Source organism: Stenotrophomonas sp. KH_052 (assembly GCF_057838755.1).
Window position 1 is genome coordinate 987000 of the sequence record NZ_CM174475.1, and the last position, 22891, is coordinate 1009890.

The following is a 22891-nucleotide window of genomic DNA, read 5'->3' on the forward strand; positions in this document are numbered from 1 at the left end:
GAGTTTTCGCCTTGGCGGACACGTTGGCCTGCCTGTTTCAGGTGCGGTCGCGTGAAGATGTGAAGATTTTCAGAAGTTAATGAAGCCAGGCCTTGTTCCCGTGTCGGGAGCTGGGGTGGGCCGCATTGTCTTCAAAAAACCTGCCTGCAGTGCCATCTGGTCTTTTCATGGAGATTTACCGATGAACCGCATTTATCGTCTGGTTTTCAATCGTGCCCTCGGCGTAATGCAGGTTGCTTCGGAGGTCGCCCAGAATCCCGGCGGAAGCGCGGTCTGCGCAGGGCGGGTGCCGCGATTGAGGGCGCACCAGCTGGCGGTCGCGCTGGCGGCCACGCTGGCCAGTGGTTCGGCGTTCGCGGCGTGCAATACGGTGGGCTCAACGGTCACGTGCGACCCTGGCTCGGTCAGCAACTACATCAACGCTAATTCCGGCATCACGGTGAACGTGCTGGCAGGGGCCACGCTGCGCACGCCTCCGGTTATCGGTGGTGGCAATGCGGCGACGTTGAGCGGCGACAACGTGACGGTCAACAACAGTGGCACGATCGATCCGAGCTCGCTCATCCTCGCGTCGCCCGGACTGGTCATCGGCAACGGTTCTGCCAACAACAGCGCGATCGTCGTCAACAACAATTCCGGCGGACAGATCAAGGGTGTCGTCAACATCGCAACGCTGCTGGGTTTCGGGGGGCAGGCGCTGGTGGCACAGAATGTCAACGGCACTACCACAATCAACAATGCCGGCCTGATCAGTACGTCGTTGATCGGCGCAGGCAGCGTTTCCGACGCGACCACGGTGGTGACCTATGGTGGCGCGGCAGCCAACGTGACCAACACAGGCACCATCGACGGACGCACCGGCCTGGGTGCTTCTGGCGGTAATACGTTCCTCAATGCGGGGGCGGTCAGTGGCAGCGTTCACCTGGGTGATTCAACTGGCGGCAATACCTTTACCGCAGTGTCGGGTTCCAGCGTTGTGGCAGGCGGCGGCAGCGCCCTTGCCGGCGTGATTACCGGTGTTACCGGGGTGAAGGTTGCGGCTGCGGGAACGGTCGACGCCGGTACGGGCAGCGGCGCCGCCAACAACACGCTGGTGCTGCAGAACAGCGCAGCCGGCCCAGGCGCGGGCACTGGCGGTGCAGTGACCACGCTGGGCTGGAACCGGTACCTCAACTTCCAGAAGCTCACCGTCAACAGCGGCACCTGGAACCTGCAGGGCGCATGGGGCGGAACCGGGCAGACGACGCTCAATGATGGCCTGGTCAATTTCAACGACACCGACTCCTTTGGCACAGGGTTGTTCACGGCCAACGGCGGTGCCATTGCGTCCTCCACAGCGGGCCTGAATCTGGCCAACGCTTTCAGCCTCGGTGGCAATCTGTCCCTGGCCGGGACCAATGCGTTTGGTCTGGGTGGCGTGCTTTCAGGCACTGGCGGGCTGACGGTCAACAACACCGGCATTGTCACCCTGGGCGGCGCGAACCTGTTCTCAGGTGGCGTCAACCTCAATGCCGGTGGCCTGGTGCTGGGCAATGCCGGTGCACTCGGCAGCGGCAACCTGACCGTCGGTGGCAGCGCTTCGCTGGATACGACGGCGGGCTTCACCCTTGGCAACAATCTGGTGATCAATGGCGCGGGCTCGCTGAACCTGCTGGGCAGCAACGCGTTGTCTTTGAACGGTTCGATCTCGGGCGCCGGCAACCTAATCAAGGCGGGTCCGGGTACCCTCACCTTGAATGGTGCCAACCTGCTTACAGGCTCCTTCGCGGTCACCGGTGGTGCGCTGGCATTGGGCGTCGGTGGCAGCCTGTCGCCGACAAGTGCGATCTCGCTGGGCGCAGGTACCAACCTCGATCTCTCGGTTGCAGCCAGCCAGACCATCGGTTCGCTTGCCGGATCCGGTGCGCTCAACCTCGGCGCGCGCAGCCTCACCCTGGGTGGCCTGAACACCAGCACCAGCTTCTCCGGCGTCATCGGAGGTGTCGGTGGCGCGCTCGTCAAGGTCGGTACGGGTACCCAGACCCTGTCTGGTGCCAATACCTTCACCGGTGGCGTCGCGCTCAACGGCGGCGGCCTGCTGCTGGGCAATGCGGGCGCGCTGGGCACCGGCGCACTCGGTGTCGGCGGCAACGTGTCTCTCGATGGCACCGGCGGGGCACTTGCTCTCGCCAACGCGGTCAATCTGGGCGCGGGCGGCATCCTCAATCTGTCCGGGAACCAGGCGTTGACCTTCAACGGCGTCGTCGGTGGTACCGGCAGCCTGGTCAAGAACGGTGCGGCCACCCTGACCCTCAACAACGCCAACACGTTTGGTGGAGGACTGTCGCTCACGGCTGGTGGGCTGGTCCTCGGCAACGGCGGTGCGCTCGGAACCGGTGCACTGAGTGTCGGTGGTGTGGCAACGCTTGATGCCAGTACAACACTGAGCGTGGGCAATGGCATCAACCTGGGGGCCGGCGGCTCGCTCAGCGTGCTGGGCAGCAATGCGCTGACCCTGGGCGGCGTCATCAGCGGCACCGGCGGCCTGGTCAAGAACGGCGCTGCTACGTTGACGCTGGGCGGCGCCAATGCGTTCACCGGTGGATTGGCGATCAACGCAGGCAAGGTCGCGCTGGCCAGTGGCGGCAGTCTCGCAGCCACCGGTGCAGTGAATCTGGTCAATGCAGGGACGGAGCTGGACATCTCGCTCGGCGGCAACCAGACCATCGGCGCGCTGTCCGGCATCGCCGGCAGCACTGTGACGCTGGGCGGCAGCACGCTCACCTTTGGCGACGCCACCAACCAGACCTTCGGCGGCGTGATCGGCGGTACCGGTGGCCTGGTCAAGCAGGGAACGGGCACGCAGACGCTCAGCGGCGCCAATACCTTCAGTGGTGGCCTGAACCTGGCGGCCGGTGGCCTGCTGCTGGGCAACGGCAGTGCACTCGGTACCGGCGCGTTGACGGTCAGCGGCAATGGCTCGCTCGACGCAACCGCAGCACTGAATCTGGGCAATGCCATCAACCTTGGCGCGGTGCTGACCCTGCCGGGCAGCCAGAACCTGACCCTGGGCGGCAACATCACCGGCAGCGGCAGCCTGACCAAGAACGGCGCCTCGCTGCTGACCTTGAACGGCACCAATGCGTTCAGCGGCGGCCTGAACCTCAATGCCGGCAGCCTGCTGCTGGGCAACAGCGGTGCACTCGGCACGGGCGCGTTGAGCGTGGGTGGCAATGCATCGCTCGATGGCAGCACGGCACTGAACCTGACCAACAATGTGGCGCTTGGGACGGGGGCCTCGCTGTCGTTGCCGGGCGCGCAGGCGGTCACGCTTGGCGGGGTGGTTTCCGGAGCCGGCGGCCTGGTCAAGAACGGTGCCACCACGCTTACCCTCAACGGTGCCAATACCTTCGGTGGCGGGCTGGTGCTCAACGGTGGTGGCCTGATGCTGGGCAACGCCGGCGCGCTGGGCACTGGCATGTTGGGAGTGGGCGCAAACGCCACCCTCGATAGTTCGGTGGCATTGAATCTGGCCAACGCCATCGATCTGGATGCTGGTGCGCAGCTGAGCCTGGCCAGCAACCAGAACGTCGCACTGGGCGGAGTGGTCTCGGGCACGGGCGGCTTGATCAAGACCGGTACCGGCGTGCTGTCGTTGAACAACAGCAACACCTTCAGCGGTGGTCTTGCATTGAATGCCGGCGGCCTGTCGGTGGGCGCCAGCGGTGCGCTCGGTACCGGGGCACTGAACATTGGCGGCAGTGTTTCTCTGGATGCGAGCGCGCCGGTTTCGCTGGCCAATGCGGTGAACCTGGGCGCTAATACACTGACCCTGCCCGGCAGCAACAACCTCACCCTGACCGGTGTGGTGGGTGGAACCGGTGGCCTGATCAAGAACGGTACCTCGACGCTGACGCTGTCCGGTGCGAATACCTTCCTCGGGGGGGCCACGGTCAATGCCGGCACGCTTGCACTGGGTGCAGGTGGCAGCCTGGCCGCGGCCGGCGCGGTGGATCTTGCTGGTGCCGGTGCAACGCTGGACATCTCCGCAGCGGGGGCGGGCCAGACCATCGGGGCGTTGAACGGCGTCGCCGGCAGCCTGGTGACCCTGGGCGCGCAATCGCTCACCTTCGGCGGAGCCAGTAACGGCGTATTTGCCGGTGTCATCGACGGCAGCGGTGGACTGACCAAGATCGGTGCGGGCGTGCAGACGCTGTCCGGCGCCAACACGTTCAGCGGTGGCGTGGCACTCAATGCCGGAGGGCTGGTGCTGGGCAATGCGGGCGCGCTGGGTACAGGGGCGCTGGGGATCGGTGGCGACGTCAGCCTGGATAGCACGGTTGCGTTGAATCTGGGCAACGCCGTGAATTTCGGCGCGGGCACCCAGCTGACCCTGGGTGGTAGCAGCGATGTCGCGCTCGGCGGTGTGGTGGCAGGCGCCGGCAACCTGGTCAAGAACGGTACTGGCCTGCTGACCCTCAACAACAACAATACCTTCGGAGGTGGCTTGGCCTTGAATGGCGGCGGTCTGGTGGTCGGTGCCAATGGCGCACTGGGTACCGGCGCGCTGGCCGTGAATGCGAGCACCACGCTGGATGCCGGTGCTGCGGTCAGCCTGGGCAATGCGGTCAATCTGGGCTCGGGTGTTGCGCTGACCCTGCCGGGCAGCAATGCGCTGACGCTGTCAGGTGTGATCGGAGGCAACGGCAGCCTGATCAAGAGCGGCGCGGCCACGCTGACGCTGTCCGGCGCCAACACCTACACCGGCGGCACCACCATCAATGCCGGCACGCTGGCGTTGGGAGTGGGTGGCAGCCTCGCTGCAGCGGGTGACGTCACCCTCGGCAATGCTGGTGCGGGCTTCGACATCTCCGGCGCAGGTGGCAACCAGACCATCGGTGCACTCAGCGGCGTGAGCGGAACGACGTTGGCCCTGGGGGGCAATTCGCTGACCTTCGGCAGTGCAACCAACGCCGCATTCGACGGCGTGATCAGTGGCGGTGGTGGTCTGGTGAAGGTGGGCGCGGGCGTGCAGACGTTGTCTGCTGCCAACACCTTTGGCGGCGGCGTCACGCTCAATGCCGGCGGCCTGCTGCTGGGCAACGACGCGGCGCTGGGCTCTGGCGCGCTCACCGTCGGCGGGGCGGCCACGCTGGACACCACCGGCCTGGCAGCGCTGACCAACAACATCGCGCTCAACGCAGGCCTGACCGTACTGGGCACCAATGCACTGACGCTCAACGGGGTGATTTCCGGTACCGGCAGCCTGACCAAGGATGGCGTCGCAACGCTGACCTTGAACGGCATCAACACCTATACCGGTGGTACCAACATCAACACCGGCACACTGGCGCTGGGTGCCGGTGCAAGCCTGGCGGCGAGCGGTACCGTGAACCTCGCCACCGGCGCGACGCTGGATCTGTCGGCCGGCAGTGGCACGCAGGTGTTCGGCACCCTGGTCGGCAACGGTACGGTCAACCTGGGCGCCAATTCGATCGAAGTCGGCGGGGCGACCAATGGCACCTTCAGTGGCTCTATCGCAGGTACGGGTGGCCTGACCAAGGTCGGTGCGGGCATCGAGACGCTGACCGGTGCCAACACCTACACCGGCGGCACCTTCATCAATGCCGGCACACTGGCGATCGGTCCGGGTGGCAGCCTGGCGGCCACCGGTGCAGTGACACTCACCGCAGCGGGAACCGGCTTCGACATCTCGACGTCCGGCGCCAGCCAGACCATTGGTTCGTTGGCCGGCGTGATCGGCTCCACGGTCAGTCTGGGGGCGCAGTCGCTGATCCTCGGCGGCAACGGCAACAGCGTGTTCGACGGCGCGATCTCCGGTACCGGCGGCCTGGTCAAGAACGGCACCGGCATCCTGACGCTGGGCGGCGCCAACCTGTTCAGTGGCGGCCTGGCGCTCAATGGCGGCGGCCTGGTGGTCGGCAACAACGCCGCGCTCGGCAGCGGTGCGCTGACCGTGGGTGCCAACGCTACGCTGGATGCTTCGATTGCGGCCAACCTGGCCAACAACATCGCGCTGGCATCGGGCGCCAACCTCGACCTGCTGGGCAGCAATGCGCTCACCCTGGGCGGCATGGTTTCCGGTACCGGTGGCCTGATCAAGAACGGTGCGGCCACCGTGACCCTGACCGGTGCGAATACCTACACCGGAGGCACCACCATCAACAGCGGCACGCTGGCCATCGGTGCTGGTGGCAGCCTGGCCTCGACCGGTGCGGTGGACCTGGCCGGCACCGGTACCCTCGACATCTCGGCCGGCAACCAGAGCATCGGTTCGCTTGCCGGTGTGGCCGGCAGCACCGTGGCGCTGGGTGGTAGCGCGCTGACCCTGGGCGGCACCGTTGACAGTGCCTTCAATGGCGCGATCACCGGCAACGGTGGCCTGATCAAGAACGGTGCGGGCGTGCAGACCCTCAACGGCGCCAGCACCTTCAGTGGTGGTGTAACGCTCAATGCAGGCGGCCTGGTGGTCGGCAACGATGCCGCTCTGGGTACCGGGGCGGTAACGGTGGGTGGCAACGGCACGCTCGATTCGAACACTGCGGTGACGCTGGCCAACAACTTCGTCCTCAACGCCGGGCTGACCGTGCTCGGCAGCAACAACCTCACCCTCAACGGCAACCTGAGTGGCACCGGAGCGCTGACCAAGGACGGTTTGGCGACGCTGACCTTGAACGGTACCAATACCTATACCGGTGGCACTTTCATCAATGCCGGTACGCTGGCATTGGGCGCCGGCGCGAGCCTGCATGCCAGTGGCATCGTCAATCTGGCTTCGGGCGCGACCTTCGATCTGTCGGCGGGCAGCGGCACGCAGCAGTTCGGCACCCTGGTCGGCAACGGTACGGTGAACCTGGGGGCAAACACCTTGACCATTGGCGGTCCCGCCAATGGCACGTTCAGCGGTTCGGTGGGTGGTACCGGTGGGCTGATCAAGGAAGGCACCGGCACCCAGACCCTGACCGGTAACAATACCTTCACCGGTGGCACCACCATCAATGCGGGCACGCTGGCGATTGGCGCCGGTGGCAGCCTGGCATCGAATGGTGCGGTGACATTGGCCAATGCCGGTACGGCGTTCGACATTTCTGCCGGGGGTGCGCAGAGCATCGGGTCGTTGGCTGGTGTTGCCGGCAGCACGGTTGCGCTGGGCGGCAGCACGCTGACCCTCAATGGCGTGGGCAACACCACTTTCGCCGGTGACATCACCGGCACCGGCGGGCTGGTGAAGAACGGGGCGGGCGTGCAGACCCTGATCGGCGCGAATACATTCAGCGGCGGCGTGGCGCTCAATGCCGGTGGCCTGACGCTGGGCAATGGTGGTGCGCTGGGTACCGGTACGCTGACGGTGGGCGGCAACGCCATGCTGGATGGCACCACTGCGTTGACCGTGGGCAACAACGTGCAGCTGGCCAGCGGCACGCTGACCCTGGCGGGCAGCAACGCGCTCGCGCTGAATGGTGTGATCAGTGGTGCGGGTGGTCTGCTCAAGGATGGCGCCGCGACCGTCACTCTCGGCGGTGCCAGCAGCTATGCCGGTGACACCACGATCAACAGTGGCGTCCTGGCAGTGGGTGCCGGTGGCACCCTGTCGGGTGCGAGCACGGTCAATCTGACCGGTGCCGGCACGCTGGACATCAGCGCCGGTGGCAATCAGAGCATCGGTGGCCTGGCCGGCGTGACCGGCTCCAGCGTCGTGCTGGGTGGCGCAACCCTCACCACCGGCGGCAACAACGGCAGCACCGCCTTCGCTGGCGTGTTGAGTGGCAGCGGTGGCCTGGTGCAGAGTGGCACCGGCACGTTGACCCTGAGCGGCGACAACGTCTATACCGGTGGCACCACCATCAACGGTGGCAGCACGCTGCAGCTCGGCAACGGTGGCAGCACCGGTTCGGTGCTGGGCGACATCACCAACAACGGCAGCCTGGTCTACAACCTGGGCAGCACCGCAACCGTGGGCGGCGTGGTCAGTGGCAGCGGTGGCCTGACCCAGGCTGGCAGCGGCACGCTGGTGCTGACCGGCAACAACACCTACACCGGCGGTACCAGCATCAATGCCGGGGGCACGCTGCAGGTCGGCAACGGCGGTGCGACCGGCGCGATCGTCGGCGACATCACCAACAACGGCGCGCTGGTGTCCAACGTGGCGGGCAACACCACGCTGGGCGGCACCATCAGCGGCAGCGGCGGCCTGACCCAGGCCGGTGCCGGCACGCTGGTGCTGACCGGCAACAACACCTATACCGGCGGCACCACCATCAATGCCGGTGGCACGCTGCAGGTCGGCAATGGCGGTGCGACCGGTGCGATCACCGGTAATGTCGCCAACAACGGCAGCCTGGTGTTCGACGTGGCGGGCAACACCACGGTCGGCGGCGCGATCAGTGGCAGCGGTGGCCTGACCCAGGCCGGTGCCGGCGTGCTGACGCTGGTCGGCAACAACACCTACACCGGCGGCACCACCATCAATACCGGTGGCACGCTGCAGGTGGGCAATGGTGGAGCGACCGGTTCGATCGCTGGCGACATCACCAACAATGGTTCGCTGATCTCCAACGTCGCGGGCAACACCCTGCTGGGCGGCACCATCAGTGGTACGGGTGGCCTGACCCAGGCGGGCAGTGGCACGCTGGTGCTGACCGGCACCAACACCTACACCGGCGGCACCACCATCAACACCGGCGGCACGCTGCAGCTGGGCAACGGTGGTGCGACCGGCTCGATCGTCGGCGACGTCATCAACAACGGCACGCTGGTGTCCAACGTCGCGGGCAACACCACGCTGGGCGGCACCATCAGCGGCAGCGGTGGCCTGACCCAGGCCGGCAGTGGCACGCTGACCGTGACCGGCAACAACACCTACACCGGCCCGACCACCATCAATACCGGTGGCACCCTGCAGGTGGGCAATGGTGGCGCCACCGGTTCGATCGGCGGCAGTGTCACCAACAACGGCAGCCTGGTGTTCAACGTGGGCGGCAACACCACCGTCGGCGGCGCCATCAGCGGCAGCGGTGGCCTGACCCAGGCCGGCAGCGGCACGCTGATCCTGGGCGGCAACAACACCTATACCGGCGGTACCACCATCAACACCGGTGGCACGCTGCAGGTCGGCAACGGCGGTGCGGGCGGGTCGATTGCCGGCAACGTCAGCAACAACGGCAGCCTGGTGTTCAACGTCGGTGGCAACACCACCGTCGGTGGCACCATCAGCGGCAGCGGTGGCTTGACCCAGGCCGGCGCTGGCACCATCACCCTGACCGGCAACAACACCTACACCGGCGGCACCACCATCAATGCCGGTGGCACGGTGCAGGTCGGCAACGGCGGGGCCAGCGGTTCGGTCACCGGCAACATCACCAACAATGGTGGCCTGATCATCAACACTGGTGGCACCACCACGCTGGGCGGCACCATCAGCGGTGGCGGCAGCATCGTGCAGGCTGGCCCGGGCGGGCTGAATCTCGGCGGCAACAGCGGTGGTTTCAGCGGCACCGGCCAGGTCACCGGCGGTGGCCTGAATGTCACCGGCAACATCGGCGGCCAGTGGACCATCGGCAGCGGCACCACGCTGTCCGGCACCGGCACCATCGGGGGTACCGGCGGTGGCGTGACGGTATCCAGCGGCGGCGTGCTCTCGCCGGGCAATGGCCCGGGCAATGGCAGCGGTGCGGGCAACGGCACCGGCACGATCACGGTGGGTGGCAACCTGACCTTGTCGCCGGGCAGCACGCTGGGCATCGATCTGGGTGCCACCGGCAGTGACACGGTGCAGGTGGGTGGCAGTGCCAACGTGGGTGGCAGCAGCGTGCAGGTGAATACCATCTCGCCGAGCACCAGCTATCAACAAGGCCAGCAGTACACCGTGGTCAATGCGGGTGGTGGCGTGAGCGGGCAGTTCGCTTCGGCCAAGACGCCGTCGGCCTTCCTGACCATCACCCCGGTCTACACGGCGAACACGGCCAATCTGCAGATCGATGTGGCGCAGACCGCAGCCTTCACCACGGCGGCGAAGACGCGCAACCAGTACAACACCGCCGCAGCACTGGACAGCCTGCCGCAGAGTGGCTCGGCACTGGGGCTGTACAACACGGTGTTGATCTATGACGCCGCCACCGCGCGCAGCGCATTCGACCAGCTGTCCGGTGAAGTGCATGCCGCCAGCCGCGCTGTGCTGCTGTATGACAACTATCTGGAAGAAGGCATCCGCCAGCGCCTGGGCAGCGAGCTGCCGACGGTGCGTGGCGAGCGCGCGTCGGCCTGGCTGGCCGGCAGCGGCAAGGTGTTCAAGCAGGATGGTGATGGCAACGGCGATGACATCCGCTCCAACCGCAATGCGCTGATGGCCGGCGTGGACTGGCAGCTGGGCGAGCACGTGGTGCTGGGTGCAGCGGCCGGCAACGAACGGCTGGATACGCGCCTGTACGATCGCAGCTCGCGCGCCCGCCTGCGTGGCAACACCTTCGGCCTGTATGCGCAGGGCCAGTGGAACAACGGCTTTGCGGTCGGTGGCAGCGTGTCGCGCGGCGACTACCGCACGCGCACCACGCGTGAGGTGCCGTTGCTGGGCCAGACCCTGTACAGCCGCCAGGATTCGGACGTGACCATTGCCCAGGTGGAAGGCAGCTGGACCTGGAGCCACGGCAGGACCCAGCTGCAGCCGTATGTGCAGTTCACCAAGCACTGGGTCGACAGCGATCGTGCGGTGGAACAGGGCGGCAGCGCTGCGCTGGTACTGGAGGGCGGCAAGGACACGCTCAATGTCAGCACCGTGGGCGTGCGTGGACGCTGGGACGTGGGCAGTGGCGAGCGCTTCCCGGCACAGCTGACGGTCGGCCTCGGCTGGCAGCATGCATCGGGTGACACCGACGTGGCCAGCCGCAACCGCTTCGCGGCCGGCGGCAATGCGTTCGATGTGTACAGCGCGGTGATGGCACGCAACGCGCTGGTCAGTCAGGTGGGCGTGGCGGTCGGCCTGGGCCGCAACAGCCAGCTGTCGATGTTCGTGCAGGGCCAGCACGGCGACGGTCGCCGCGATGTCGGCGGGCAGATCAACCTGCGCGTGGGTTTCTGAGGGGAGCGGGCCAGCGGTTGATCCACGCTCTGCGTGGATGGCACCGGGGCGGGAGCGCTAGAGCTCCCGCTCCATTTCCACAGCGTCGATCCCGGCGCCGTGGCCATCGGGCACCACACGTGTCACCTGGAAGCCCAGGCCGGCGTAGAAGCCCTGGGTGTGCTGGCTGGTGCTGAGCGTGACGCGATTGATCGAGGAATCCGCTTCGGCCTGGCGCAGGCGCGCCAGCGCCAGTTCGCGGCCCAGTCCATGCCGGTGCAGCGCGCGCTGCACCATGCCCCAACAGAAACCGGCACTGCCATCGCCGCGGCGCGACAGGCCGCCACAGGCCACGATGCTGCCATCGCGCTCGATGACCTGGAATGCACAGCCCATTGCCTGCTCACGCAGGAAGCGTTCGAAGTCGCTCCGCTCTTCCGGCGCGAAGAATGTGGGTACGTTGCTGTCGAAGATCGACAGGCAGGCGGTCATGTCGCTGCAGCAGTAGGGGCGGGGTGTCATGAGGGAGCGTCATGGTGGTGGCGGGCACATTGTGCGCGAGGTCAGTGCCATTGATGTCTGAACATGGCGAGCGCGGAAACCGGTTCGGGCGCAGACTGCAGGTCCCCGTCATCAGGAGGTTCCATGTCCAACGCTCACGCCAGTTTCGTACAACTCCACCAAGGTGCCGATCTTTACGTGCTGCCCAACGTATGGGATGCCGGTGGCGCCCGCCTGGTCCAGCAGCAGGGGGCCCGCGCGGTGGGAACATCGAGTGCTGCGATGGCATGGTCCTGCGGCCATGCCGACGGCGGTGCGCTGCCTGATACCGCGCTGCTGCAGCGGGTGTCCGAAATCACTCGTGTGATCTCGTTGCCGGTCACGGTCGATATCGAAGACGGCTACAGCGATGCTCCCGATGCGGTCGCTGCGCGGGTGCTGTGCCTGGTGGAGGCGGGTGCGGTCGGGATCAACATCGAAGACGGCGCCGGCAGTCCTGCGGCGCTGGTGGACAAGATCACTGCCATCCGCTCGGCGCTTGGCGGGCGATCGCTGTTCATCAATGCACGCACTGATGTGTATCTGCGCAGCCTGGCCGAAGGTGATGAGGCCGTCAGGATGAGCATCGATCGGCTGCAGGCCTATGCACGTGCTGGTGCCGACGGCGGCTTTGTGCCGGGGCTGCGTGTGCTGGACGAGGCTGCTGCGGTTGCCAGCGCCGTGCCGCTGCCCCTCAACCTCATGTGGCTGCCTGGAATTGCGTCGCCTGCTGCGCTGTCGCAGGCCGGCGTGCGGCGGCTGAGTGCAGGGCCCGCGCTGTTCATGCACGCGTGGGCGGCGATGGCTGCGGCGACCACGGATTTTCTCGGCGGCGCGATGGCGATGCCCGAGGGCGCACCGGGGTACGCGGCCTTGAACCACCTGTTCAGCGAAGGGTGAGGGTGCTGGGGATGGGGGCAGCGGTAGGCTGGGGCATGGGCGGATAGTCGATTCGACAGCGCCGAGGCATCCACGCATGGTGTGGATCTACTGATGCATCTGGAGGAACAAGCCCCTCTGTTGAGGGGCTGCCCCGACAGGGGCGGGGAGAGGCAGGCAAAGGGAGGGGCCCAAAGGTTGCGCAGCAACGTTTGGGGCGAAGCGCGCGCAGCGCACTTCGCGTCCCGCGCCAGATAACTGAAAAAGGCCGCCCCTGGGGGCAGCCTTTTTCAGTTATCTGGCGGAGAGAGGGGGATTCGAACCCCCGAAGCGCGGTTTAGACGCTTACACACTTTCCAGGCGTGCTCCTTCAACCACTCGGACACCTCTCCGGATCCCTGCCATCGGCAAACGCCTCAGCAGGGGCGCAGATTCTAGCGGGCTGCGCGGCACTTCACAAGCACCCCGGTCAGGAACCTGCGAAGGACGTGCCGGAGGCGAGGGGGCTGGACAGGCATGGCACAATGGAACATCCGATGGAAAACGGTGGCCTGATGTCCTATCTCGTCCTTGCCCGCAAGTGGCGTCCGAAGCGTTTTGCCGAGCTGGTGGGCCAGGAACACGTGGTCCGTGCGCTCAGCAACGCGCTGGACAGCGGCCGGGTCCACCATGCGTTCCTGTTCACCGGTACCCGCGGCGTGGGCAAGACCACCATCGCGCGCATCTTCGCCAAGTCGCTCAACTGCGAGCAGGGCACCAGCGCAGACCCATGCGGCCAGTGCGCGGCCTGCCTGGACATCGACGCCGGCCGCTACATCGACCTGCTGGAAATCGACGCCGCGTCCAACACCGGTGTGGATGACGTGCGCGAGGTGATCGAGAACGCGCAGTACATGCCCTCGCGTGGCAAGTACAAGGTCTACCTGATCGACGAAGTGCACATGCTGTCCAAGGCGGCGTTCAACGCGCTGCTGAAGACGCTGGAAGAGCCGCCGGAGCACGTGAAGTTCCTGCTGGCCACCACCGACCCGCAGAAGCTGCCGGTCACCGTGCTCAGCCGCTGCCTGCAGTTCAACCTCAAGCGCCTGGACGAGGATCAGATCCAGGGCCAGATGACCCGCATCCTGGCGGCTGAGGAAATCGAGGCCGACGGCAGCGCCATCGTGCAGCTGGCCAAGGCCGCCGACGGCAGCCTGCGTGACGGCCTGTCGCTGCTGGACCAGGCGATCGCCTACGCCGGCGGCGCGCTGCGCGAGGACGTAGTGCGCACCATGCTGGGCACGGTCGACCGCACCCAGGTGGCAGCGATGCTCGATGCGCTGGCCGAAGGCGATGGTCCGCGCCTGTTGCAGGTGGTGGCTGCGCTGGCGGAGTTCTCGCCGGACTGGAGCGGCGTACTGGAAGCGCTGGCCGAAGGCCTGCATCGCATCCAGGTGCAGCAGCTGGTACCGGGTGCCGCAGCGGCTGCCGAAGGCCTGGATGCGACGGTGTTCGCCGAACGCCTGCGTCCGGAAGTGGTGCAGCTCTGGTATCAGATGGCCTTGAACGGCCGTCGTGACCTGCCGCTGGCGCCTAGCCCGCGCGCGGGCTTTGAAATGGCTGTGCTGCGCATGCTGGCGTTCCGCCCGGCCGCGGCGGTCCCGCCGGTGCCGAAGTCGGTGGATGGTGCAGGCAATGCGCCGGGTGGCAATGCTGCCGGTGGTGGCAGCGGTACGGGTACCCACGAAGCGACACCGGCGGCTGCCGCCACTTCGGCAAGCCCGGCCGTAGTAGCGCAGGTGGCCGCTCCGGCGCAGGCCGGGCCGCGCGAACCTGAACCCGAACCTGAGCCGGCCCCACGACCCGAACCGGACCCGACCCCGGAGCCCGAGCCGGTTCCGGTGGAAGAGCCCGTGTCACCGCCGCCGGTGAAGGCCGAAGCAGCGGCACCGGCATCCGTTGAAGCTGAAGCGGGCGACGACCTGCCGCCGTGGGCCACCGACGAAGCCGAGGCGCGTGACGAGGCGCTGGCGGCCGAGATGGCTGAGCCGGACGCTGCCATGGTGGCGCCCTGGCATGAACCGCCAGCTCCCGTCGCGGCTCCCAGCGAGCCTGCGTCGCCCGAGCGCCCGTTCCGCACTGAAGGCATTGCCATCGCGCCGGCCGAGCCGGCCCCGGCACGTGATGCCGTGCCGCATGAAGGTGTCAGTGACCTGGCCAGCGCCGAGGATTGGCTGGATCTGGTCGCCAACAGTGGCCTGAGCGGCCCGTCGCGGCAGTTGGCCGCCAACGCCGCCTTCATCAGTTGCCAGCACGGGACCTTGAAACTGGGCCTTTCGCCCGGATTTGAATACCTGCGCTCGGAGCGCGCGCTGGCTGCGCTGGGCGAAATGCTGGAGAAGGCCCTCGGCCAGGCGCCGAAGATCGTGGTCGAGACCGTGGAAACCGAACACGTTCCGGCCGAGACCCTGCACCAGCGTGCCGATCGCCAGCGTGGCGAGCGGCAGCAGGTGGCAGAGGCTGTTTTCATGGACGATCCGGAAGTGCAGGTGCTGATCCAACAGCACGGTGCCCGGGTTGTTTCCGATTCCATCCGTTCTTTTGACGAGTAAGACACTATGCGCGGCAACATCGCCCAACTGATGCAGCAGGCCCAGAAGATGCAGGAAAACCTGCAGAAGGCCCAGGAAGAAATCGCCAAGATCGAAGTGACCGGCAGCGCCGGTGGCGGCATGGTCAGCGTGACCCTGACCGGCGCCAAGGAATGCCGCAAGGTACGCATTGACCCGTCGCTGGCCAGCGACCCGGAGATGCTGGAAGACCTGATCGCTGCCGCATTCAACGATGCCTCGAACAAGATCGATGCCGAGTCGAAGTCGAAGATGGGCTCGGCCACCGCCGGCATGCAGCTGCCGCCGGGCATGAAGCTGCCGTTCTGATGCTTGGCGGGGCGCCTGTTGCTGCAGGCGCCCGCTGCAACCCTCAGTCGAGCATGGCTCGACTCTACACGTAGCCGTCGAGCTCGCTCGACGCCATCAAAGCATGCCGCCGTGTCCGCACCCCTGCTTGAACAATTGATCGACGCACTGCGGGTGCTGCCTGGCGTGGGCCAGAAGACCGCGCAGCGCATGGCCTACCACCTGCTCGAGCGCGAGCGCGAAGGTGGCCAGCGCCTGGCTGAAGCGCTGTCGCTGGCGGTGGAACGCATTGGCCACTGCGCGCAGTGCCGCGACTTCAGCGAAACCGAGTTGTGCCCGACCTGCGCCAACAGCAGCCGCGAACGCAGCCAGCTGTGCGTGGTCGAATCGCCGGCCGACCGCCTGGCCATCGAAAACGCCACCGGTTTCCGCGGTGTCTACTTCGTGCTGCAGGGGCGGCTGTCGCCGCTCGATGGCATCGGCCCGCGCGAGCTGGGCCTGGAGCAGCTGGAGCGGCGGCTGGTCGAAGGCGAGGTGCAGGAGCTGATCATCGCCACCAGCGCCACTGTCGAGGGCGAAGCCACCGCGCACTACCTGGCGCAGCTGGCGCGCGCACGCAAGGTGCAGCCCAGCCGCCTTGCGCAGGGCCTGCCTCTCGGCGGCGAACTTGAATACGTTGATCGCGGCACGCTGTCGCACGCGTTCGGGACGCGCAGCGAATTCCGCGATTGAGCGCTGGCCGGGCATCGTCCGGCGCGGCCGGCCTACAATGCTGGAGACATCCCCGCCGAGGCCGACCATGAGCAACGAAACCCTCTTCAGCAAGATCATCCGTCGCGAGATCCCGGCCACCATCGTCTACGAGGATGACGAGGTGCTGGGCTTCAAGGACATCGCACCGCAGGCGCCGGTGCACGTGCTGTTCATTCCGAAGAACGAAATCATTCCGACCCTGGACGATCTGCAGCCGTCGCAGGCGCACCTGATCGGCAAACTGGCACTGGCCGCTGCCGAGTACGCGCGCCGCGAGGGTTTTGCGCAGGATGGCTATCGCATCGTGATGAACTGCCGCGAGGACGCCGGGCAGACCGTGTTCCATATCCACATGCACCTGCTGGCCGGTGGGCAGCTGGGGCATTTCGGTACGCCGGGGCGTTGAGCGCACGGCATCCACGCCATGTGCTGATGAAGGAAGGCCGCCCGGGGGCGGCCTTTTCCGTCATGCCTGTGCGGTGACGATCACCACCAGCCCCAGCGACCATAGCCGCCCCAGTACGGGCCATACGGGCTCGGGCCCCACGGGCCATAGGGGTAGGGCACCACATCGACCTGGCGCTGTTCCGGCCACAGGTAGATCACATCGGCCGACAGCTTCGGCAGGCGGTAGTCATAGTCGCCGATGCGGGTGTTCTGGTAGCCGTCGATCTTGCCGATGAAGGTCACGTCACGGCCGGCTTCGAACACGGCCGGGTCGTAGAAGCCGGCGCGGCAGGCGATGAAGCGGCCGTCGCTGGCGTCGGACGAGGTGGTGTTCGGGCGGCCACTGGCGTTGAGCGGGCGCGAGATCATCTGGAAGCAGGTCTCGCCCTGGCCGGGCTTGGTTTCGATGATGCGGCCGCCCCAACGGACGGGCGTGCCGACCTGCTGGGTGGCGACCGAGTCGCGCGGGGAGACCAGGCTGAACTGTCCCTGCAGCGGCTTGGGGGCCGTGGCGCAGGCCGACAGGGCCAGCGTGGCCACAGCGGTGAGGAGGAACTTGGTGTTCATGGGGAGGCTCCGGAAGTCGGGCAATGCCTGCGCAGGTCCCGCAATAATGAAGCGAGCTCGGTGCAAGTTCCAGCGTAACGCGCGTCGGCGAAACGCTGGCTGAGTGCCAGCAGTGCCGGATCGGGGCGGCGGGCATGTACCCGACGCGCCCAGTCCTGTGCGGTTTCATGCGGTTCGCGGGCCAGGCCGAGGGGGGCGTAGCGGCGACCCAGCCGGTGCCAGCCGCGCAGCAGCGGATCACGTTCGCGTTCGCCGCGGGCCAGCAGCCAGGCCATCCACGCCAGCGCCATCAACGCGGCCGTCACGAAGCCGGCTATCAGCTGTGCCGGCCCCAGGTCGTCCAGCCCAAGCGGCTTGAGCAGCTGCTGCTGGCGGCGCGCATCGAAGGACAGCACCAGGTCATTCCAGCCGCGGCGCAGCCAGTCGCCCATCTGCCCCAGTTGCAGCCAGCGATGTTGCATCGGCGTGTCGGTGCCGGCCTGCAGGCGATCGTCGAGGGTGTCGAGAATACGTTCGGGGGCGACGGCAGCGGTCGGGTCGACCCGCACCCAGCCGCGTTGCGGCAGCCATACCTCGGCCCAGGCATGGGCGTCCATCCGCCGCAGCACCCAGTAGTCGCCGATGCGGTTGCGGGTACCTCCCGCGAAGCCGGTCACCACGCGTGCCGGAATGCCGGCATTGCGCATCAGCACCACGAAGGCCGAGCTGAAGTGCTGGCAGAAGCCGGCTTTGTAGCCGAACAGGAACTCGTCGACCGGATCACGCCCTGCCGGGGGCGTGGCCAGCGTGTAGGAGAAGTCGCGGGTGATCCATTGCAGCGCGCGGCGGACGATGGCCTCGTCGTCGGCGCCGGCCTCCTGCCGCCATTGCTGGGCCAGGGTGGCGGTGCGCGGGTTGAAGCCGCCGGGCAGCTGCAGTGCCGCACGACGCAGGTAGGGTGACAGGGTGCTGTCGAACCGTGCGGGCGGGGCCGAGTGCAGGCGCCATCGGCTCAGCGACGCCAGCGGGCGCTCGCTGCTCAGGCTCATGTCCGCGTCCAGCGTGCTGCCCTCGGGGGCGCGGCTGGGCAGGTCCAGCGCCACCAGCTGGCGGCGATCGGTCGGCTCGTAGTCGATCTGGTAATCCCAGCCCTGCGCGCTGGCTTCGACCGTGGCGGCCGGCCTTCGCGCGCTGGCGCGATCGCGCGACCAGCGGCGGCCATCGAAGGCGGTCAGCACCGGGCCTCGCCAGTAGCGCTGCGCCGGTTCCGGCACCGCGCCGAAGAACTGCACGCGCAGCGCCGGGGTGTCGTCGGCCATCAGGTCCAGCCACTGGTCGGGCTCCATGCTGTCGGACAGCCCCGGCGTGCCCACCGCGCGTTCGGGAACACCCCACAGCGGCGTGGCCAGGCGCGGGAACAGCCAGAAGCTGGCCAGAGCCAGCGGCAGGCCGATCGCCAGCAGGCGGCCGACACTGCGCAGCTGTCCGCGCAACGGCAGGCGGCCGGCACGGCCCTCATCATGTGCCAGGCGTTGCAGCGCAAGCAGCGTGCCGACACCGGCGAGCGCGGCCAGGGTTGTGGTCAGTGGTCCTTGGTCGAGCAGGAATGCGGCGAACGGAGCAAACAGCGCAAAGCCGAGCAGGCTGCGCGCGTCGCGCAGGCTGCGCAGTTCGCTGGATTTGATCGCCAGCATCGCCGCCAGCAGAGCGCAGCCGGTATCGCGACCGGGGCGCACCATGCCCATCTGCCAGACAATGGCGGCGATCATGCCCAGCACCAGCAGCAGGCGCACGGGCATCGGCAGCACGCGTCGCCAGGACAGCGCAGCGGTCAACATCGCAGCGATCGCGATCACTACCGCCAGCAGCGGTGGCAACTGCAGCAGCAGTGGCAGCAGGGCCAGCGCCGCACAGGCCAACGTCCAGGCACGCGTGCTGCGGTCCAGTTGATCGAGGGGATCAGCCATGGGGCATCAGCGCCAGCGCGCGCAGGCACAGGTGGTGATGGTTGGCACCCTGGCCGGGGCCGAACGGTGGATGCGCCGGCAGCAGCAGGGTGTAGCGTCGCCCCTCGCGTTCGGCCATGCCGACCCAGCGCGCCAGCCGCGCGATGCGTGCTTCGTGGCCCAGCGGTGCCAGCATGCGCCAATCCAGCACCACTTCGATGCCGATCGGCTTTTCATACTCGCGCACCAGCAGGCTGTCGCGGCGCGCGGAGTGCTTCCAGGAAATGCTGCGTGGCGCGTCGCCGGCGCGGTAGGGGCGCAGCTGATGCAGTTCCTCGCCACTGGCATGGGCACGCGTGTGCAGGGGGTCGTCGCCACTCTCCGGAAGTGCAGGTGCGGTTGTCTCGGCCAGTGGATAGACCAGCAGCGGTTGTTCCGGCCACACCCACGACCACGCCCGCACCAGTCCCAGTGGCTGGGTGGTGGACAGGCGGATGCGCGGCAGCTCCAGCCAGCCGCGGCGTTCGCTCGGTACCTCCAGTTCCACCTCACCGCGACCGTGTGCCGGCAGTGAGGTCCAGGCTTCGCTGTCGCCCAGCTGCAGGTGCAGGCCATGGCGCGCGCGCGGATCGCGCAGCGACAGGTCCACGCGCAGGCGCAACGGTTGCCCGGCCGGTACCGGCTCGGCGGCGATCGCATCGATCTGCACGCCGGACAGCTGCAGGTGAGCGGCGATGGCGCTGGCGATCGCGGCGGCCGCCAGCAGCAGGGCCAGCAGCAGCGCCGGGTTGTTGTTGTAGTTCAGCGCGCCCAGCAGCATCGCCGCCAACAGAGTGGCGACGAACAGGCCGAAGCGGGTCGGCAGCACGTAGATGCGATGACGGTCCAGTCGCTGCGGCAAGGCTTCGGGCCTGCGTGGCCGAGCCAGCAGCTGCATGCGTGCCCAGCGTGTGGTCACGCTCAGTCCACCGCGACGGTCTGCAGGATTGCACGCGCCAGTGCCGGCCCCGAGCTGGATTCCGCCTCCGCCACCAGCCGGTGGCCGGCCACTGCCACGAACAGTGTCTGCACGTCTTCGGGCACTACATGGCCGCGGCCCAGCAGCAGCGCATGTGCCTTGGCCGCACGCAGCAGGGCCAGGCCTGCACGCGGTGACAGGCCGACGCGCACGCCGGCGTGCTGGCGGCTGCGGGTCAGCAGCGCCTGCACGTAGTCGATGAGTGCGTCGCTGGCATGCACCTGGCCAACCGCATCGCGCAGTTCACGCACCTGGGTATCGTCCAGCTTCGGTACCGCGCGTGCGATCAGGTCGCGGCGATCACTGCCACGCAGCAGCTCGCGTTCGGCCTGGGCACTGGGGTAGCCCATCGCCAGCCGCAGCAGGAAGCGATCCAGCTGCGAATCCGGCAGCGGGAAGGTGCCGGACAGGTCCACCGGATTCTGCGTGGCGATCACGAAGAACGGATCGGGCAGCGGATGGGTCTGTCCATCCAGGGTGACCTGTTGCTCGGCCATTGCCTCCAGCAGTGCGCTCTGCGTGCGCGGTGGTGCGCGGTTGATCTCGTCGGCCAGCAGTACGTGGGTGAACACCGGGCCGGGATGGAACTGGAACTGGCGACTGCCCGCTTCATACACCGAGACGCCCAGTACATCGGCGGGCAACAGGTCGGAGGTGAACTGCACGCGCTGGAAGCTGAGGCCGAGGCTGCTGGCCAGTGCATGTGCCAGCGTGGTCTTGCCCAGGCCGGGCAGATCCTCGATCAGCAGGTGCCCAGCGGACAGCAGCGCGACGAAAGCCAGCCTGACTTCCGGCACCTTGCCCAGCACCAGTGCGTTCACCTGATCCTGTGCCTCCCGCAGGGCCTGTCGCAATTGATCGGTTAGCATGCTGGGGTTGGGGGACGGAGCTGGCATGATCGTCTCAGTTCTGGAATCCACTTGATTATCCATAGAGCGATGCAAGGCGAACAGCGCGCACGAACGATATTTCTCTGGTTATGGACGCTGGTCACAGCGGCCAAGCTGGTGGTGGCCGCGCGCCTGCCACTGTTTGTCGATGAGGCGTTCTACTGGCAGGAAGGCCAGCATCTGGCGGCTGCCTATTCCGATCTGCCCGGGTTGACCGCATGGCTGGCACGGCTCGGCGTGGAGATCGGCGGCCACCACGTCCTGGCGCTGCGCCTGCCGTTCCTGGCCATGGGTGCATTGCTGCCGCTGCTGGTGGCGCGCATCGCCACGCGCTGGTTCGGCAACGTGGCCGGATGGCAGGCCGGCAGCCTGACACTGTTGATGCCGTTGTCGGCCACGCTGGGGCTGCTGGCGGTGCCGGACGTGCCGATGGCACTGGCGGCGGTGATCTGCCTGCACGCTGGCGCGCGCCTGCTGCACAACGTCGATGCGTCTTCGGCGATGAAGCTGGCGCTGGGCCTGATGATCGGTGCGCTCAGCCACTACCGCTTCATCGGCGTCATCGGTGTTGGCTTCATTGCGTTGCTGGCGTTGCCGCAGGGGCGGCGCATGCTGGCTGATCCACGCGTATGGGTGGCGCTCGCAGTGGGCGTGCTGGCCTGGCTGCCGCTGCTGGCGTGGAATGCGGACAATCACGATGCCGGCCTGAAGTTCCAGGTGGTCGAGCGCCATCCCTGGACTTTCGAATGGGCTGGGCTGTGGTTCCTGCTGATCCAGCCGATGCTGGTCACGCCGATCCTGTGCATCGCGATGTGGAAGGTGGCGTTGGCGGGCACCCGCAGTGGTGGCGGCGCGCGGGTGCAGTGGCGTTACTTCGGCCTGGTCGGTGGTGTTTCAACGCTTGGCATCTTCCTGCTGGGGTTCTTCACCGACGTCGAGCGGATCAGCTTCCACTGGCCGTTGCCGGGCTATCTGGCGCTGCTGGTGGCGGTGCCGGTGGTGCTCAACGGCTGGCCGCGCTGGCTGCGCCGTACCGGCTGGTGGCTGGCCGGCGCCGGCATGGTGCTGGCATTCGGCTATTACCTGATGGCATCCACGCCTTCGCTGCGTGAGCAGCTGGCGGGCAGCAAGTACTACCCGCGCAACTTCGCCGGCTGGCAGCCGCTGGCGGTGGCGGTGCGCGATGAGCTGCAGCAGATGCCGGCCGGCACGCGCGTGCTGGCCGGCAACTTCAAGGTCGGGGCCGAATTGGGCTTCCAGCTGGGCAATGGTGATATCGAGGTGCTGCCGCATCCGCTCAACGACAAGCATGGCCGTACCGCGCAGCTGGCGCAATGGGGGTTGCTGCACGAGGGCGAGCGTGCGGCGCCGATGCTGTTGGTGCTGTCGCCCAGTGACCAGCGTTACCGCGATCTGCTGGCGCGCTATCACGCCATCTGTGAACAGGTCGGGCCGTTGCCCGCGCCGCGGGTGGTCAGCAGCGACCATGGGTTCCAGCGTTTCCTGCTGTTCCGCCTGCCGGCACAGCGGGCGGCGGGTCCGTGCGTGACCCCGGCGATGGCGTGGCTGGATGCGCCATCCAACGGTGAAAAGGTTTCGGGCACGCTTGCCGTCAAGGGCTGGGCGTTCAAGGATGGCGTCGGCCTGGCGCGTGTCGAGGTGCTGGTCGATGGCCGCTCTATCGGTGACGCACATTACGGGCGTGTGTTCGACGTGCGCCACACCTGGCCGGACAGCACCGACCCGCGGCATCCGGCGGTGGGCTTCGATGCGTCGCTGGATACCGCCACTCTGGCACCGGGCCGGCATTGGCTGGGCCTGCGCCTGCATGGCAACGATGGCAGCGTGGAAGAGTGGCAGGAGCAGCCGTTCGAAGTTCGTTGAGTCCTGCTTTTGTAGAGTCGAGCCATGCTCGACTGCTT

12 protein-coding genes and 1 tRNA gene are annotated in these 22891 nt (G+C 67.3%); 7 read left to right on the forward strand and 6 right to left on the reverse strand.

The genetic code is table 11. The features are described 5' to 3' along the window. Positions 1 to 181: 181 nt before the first annotated feature. A complete protein-coding gene (locus AC3ITW_RS04465; RefSeq protein ID WP_489390085.1) occupies positions 182 to 11074 on the forward strand; it encodes an autotransporter-associated beta strand repeat-containing protein in 10893 nt (3630 codons plus the stop codon). Positions 11075 to 11131: 57 nt separating this feature from the next. On the opposite strand, the gene AC3ITW_RS04470 is transcribed toward AC3ITW_RS04465, so the two are convergent. Then, positions 11132 to 11575 carry a GNAT family N-acetyltransferase gene (locus AC3ITW_RS04470; RefSeq protein WP_004146736.1) on the reverse strand — a complete coding sequence of 148 codons (444 nt, stop codon included), beginning with the start codon at positions 11573 to 11575 and terminating at the stop codon, positions 11132 to 11134. 123 nt (positions 11576 to 11698) lie between these two features. Between AC3ITW_RS04470 and AC3ITW_RS04475 the strand changes: the two genes are divergently transcribed. Beyond that, on the forward strand, positions 11699 to 12493 hold the full coding sequence (locus AC3ITW_RS04475) for an isocitrate lyase/PEP mutase family protein (protein WP_032969041.1): 795 nt from the start codon (positions 11699 to 11701) through the stop codon (positions 12491 to 12493). A 278-nt stretch (positions 12494 to 12771) separates the two neighbouring features. Here the strand turns inward: AC3ITW_RS04475 and AC3ITW_RS04480 are convergent. Further along, positions 12772 to 12864 (reverse strand) — tRNA-Ser (locus AC3ITW_RS04480). Positions 12865 to 13026: 162 nt separating this feature from the next. Here AC3ITW_RS04480 and dnaX point away from each other — a divergent pair. The 4 genes from dnaX to AC3ITW_RS04500 all read left to right on the forward strand — a co-directional run bounded on the left by dnaX (position 13027) and on the right by AC3ITW_RS04500 (position 16528). After that, a complete protein-coding gene (dnaX, locus tag AC3ITW_RS04485) occupies positions 13027 to 15063 on the forward strand; it encodes a DNA polymerase III subunit gamma/tau (RefSeq protein WP_202908172.1) in 2037 nt (678 codons plus the stop codon). Between the two features lie 6 nt (positions 15064 to 15069). Next, positions 15070 to 15390, forward strand: a complete 321-nt coding sequence (locus AC3ITW_RS04490) for a YbaB/EbfC family nucleoid-associated protein (protein ID WP_004154630.1) — start codon at positions 15070 to 15072, stop codon at positions 15388 to 15390. 111 nt (positions 15391 to 15501) lie between these two features. Continuing rightward, positions 15502 to 16101 carry a recombination mediator RecR gene (gene recR / locus AC3ITW_RS04495; RefSeq protein ID WP_489390086.1) on the forward strand — a complete coding sequence of 200 codons (600 nt, stop codon included), beginning with the start codon at positions 15502 to 15504 and terminating at the stop codon, positions 16099 to 16101. Positions 16102 to 16168: 67 nt separating this feature from the next. Continuing rightward, a complete protein-coding gene (locus AC3ITW_RS04500; protein ID WP_004146872.1) occupies positions 16169 to 16528 on the forward strand; it encodes a histidine triad nucleotide-binding protein in 360 nt (119 codons plus the stop codon). 80 nt (positions 16529 to 16608) lie between these two features. Here AC3ITW_RS04500 and AC3ITW_RS04505 read toward each other — a convergent pair whose 3' ends face one another. From AC3ITW_RS04505 to AC3ITW_RS04520, 4 genes are read right to left on the reverse strand one after another with little or no spacing between them, the layout of a single operon-like run. Beyond that, positions 16609 to 17136 carry a Slp family lipoprotein gene (locus AC3ITW_RS04505; RefSeq protein ID WP_012510211.1) on the reverse strand — a complete coding sequence of 176 codons (528 nt, stop codon included), beginning with the start codon at positions 17134 to 17136 and terminating at the stop codon, positions 16609 to 16611. Continuing rightward, the gene (locus tag AC3ITW_RS04510) at positions 17133 to 19082 is read right to left on the reverse strand and encodes a transglutaminase TgpA family protein (RefSeq protein WP_489390087.1); all 1950 of its coding nucleotides are present in this window, start codon (positions 19080 to 19082) and stop codon (positions 17133 to 17135) included. Before AC3ITW_RS04510 ends, AC3ITW_RS04505 begins: the two co-directional genes overlap by 4 nt. Beyond that, positions 19075 to 19998 (reverse strand): DUF58 domain-containing protein, encoded by a 924-nt coding sequence (locus AC3ITW_RS04515; RefSeq protein ID WP_489390346.1) that lies wholly within the window; start codon positions 19996 to 19998, stop codon positions 19075 to 19077. The genes AC3ITW_RS04510 and AC3ITW_RS04515 overlap by 8 nt, the downstream gene beginning before the upstream one ends. Positions 19999 to 20021: 23 nt before the next feature. Continuing rightward, a complete protein-coding gene (locus tag AC3ITW_RS04520) occupies positions 20022 to 20975 on the reverse strand; it encodes an AAA family ATPase (RefSeq protein WP_489390088.1) in 954 nt (317 codons plus the stop codon). Positions 20976 to 21017: 42 nt separating this feature from the next. On the opposite strand from AC3ITW_RS04520, the gene AC3ITW_RS04525 reads away from it, so the two are divergent. Then, entirely contained in the window at positions 21018 to 22853 is a 1836-nt protein-coding gene (locus AC3ITW_RS04525; RefSeq protein WP_489390347.1) for a glycosyltransferase family 39 protein, read from the forward strand. Positions 22854 to 22891: the final 38 nt, after the last annotated feature.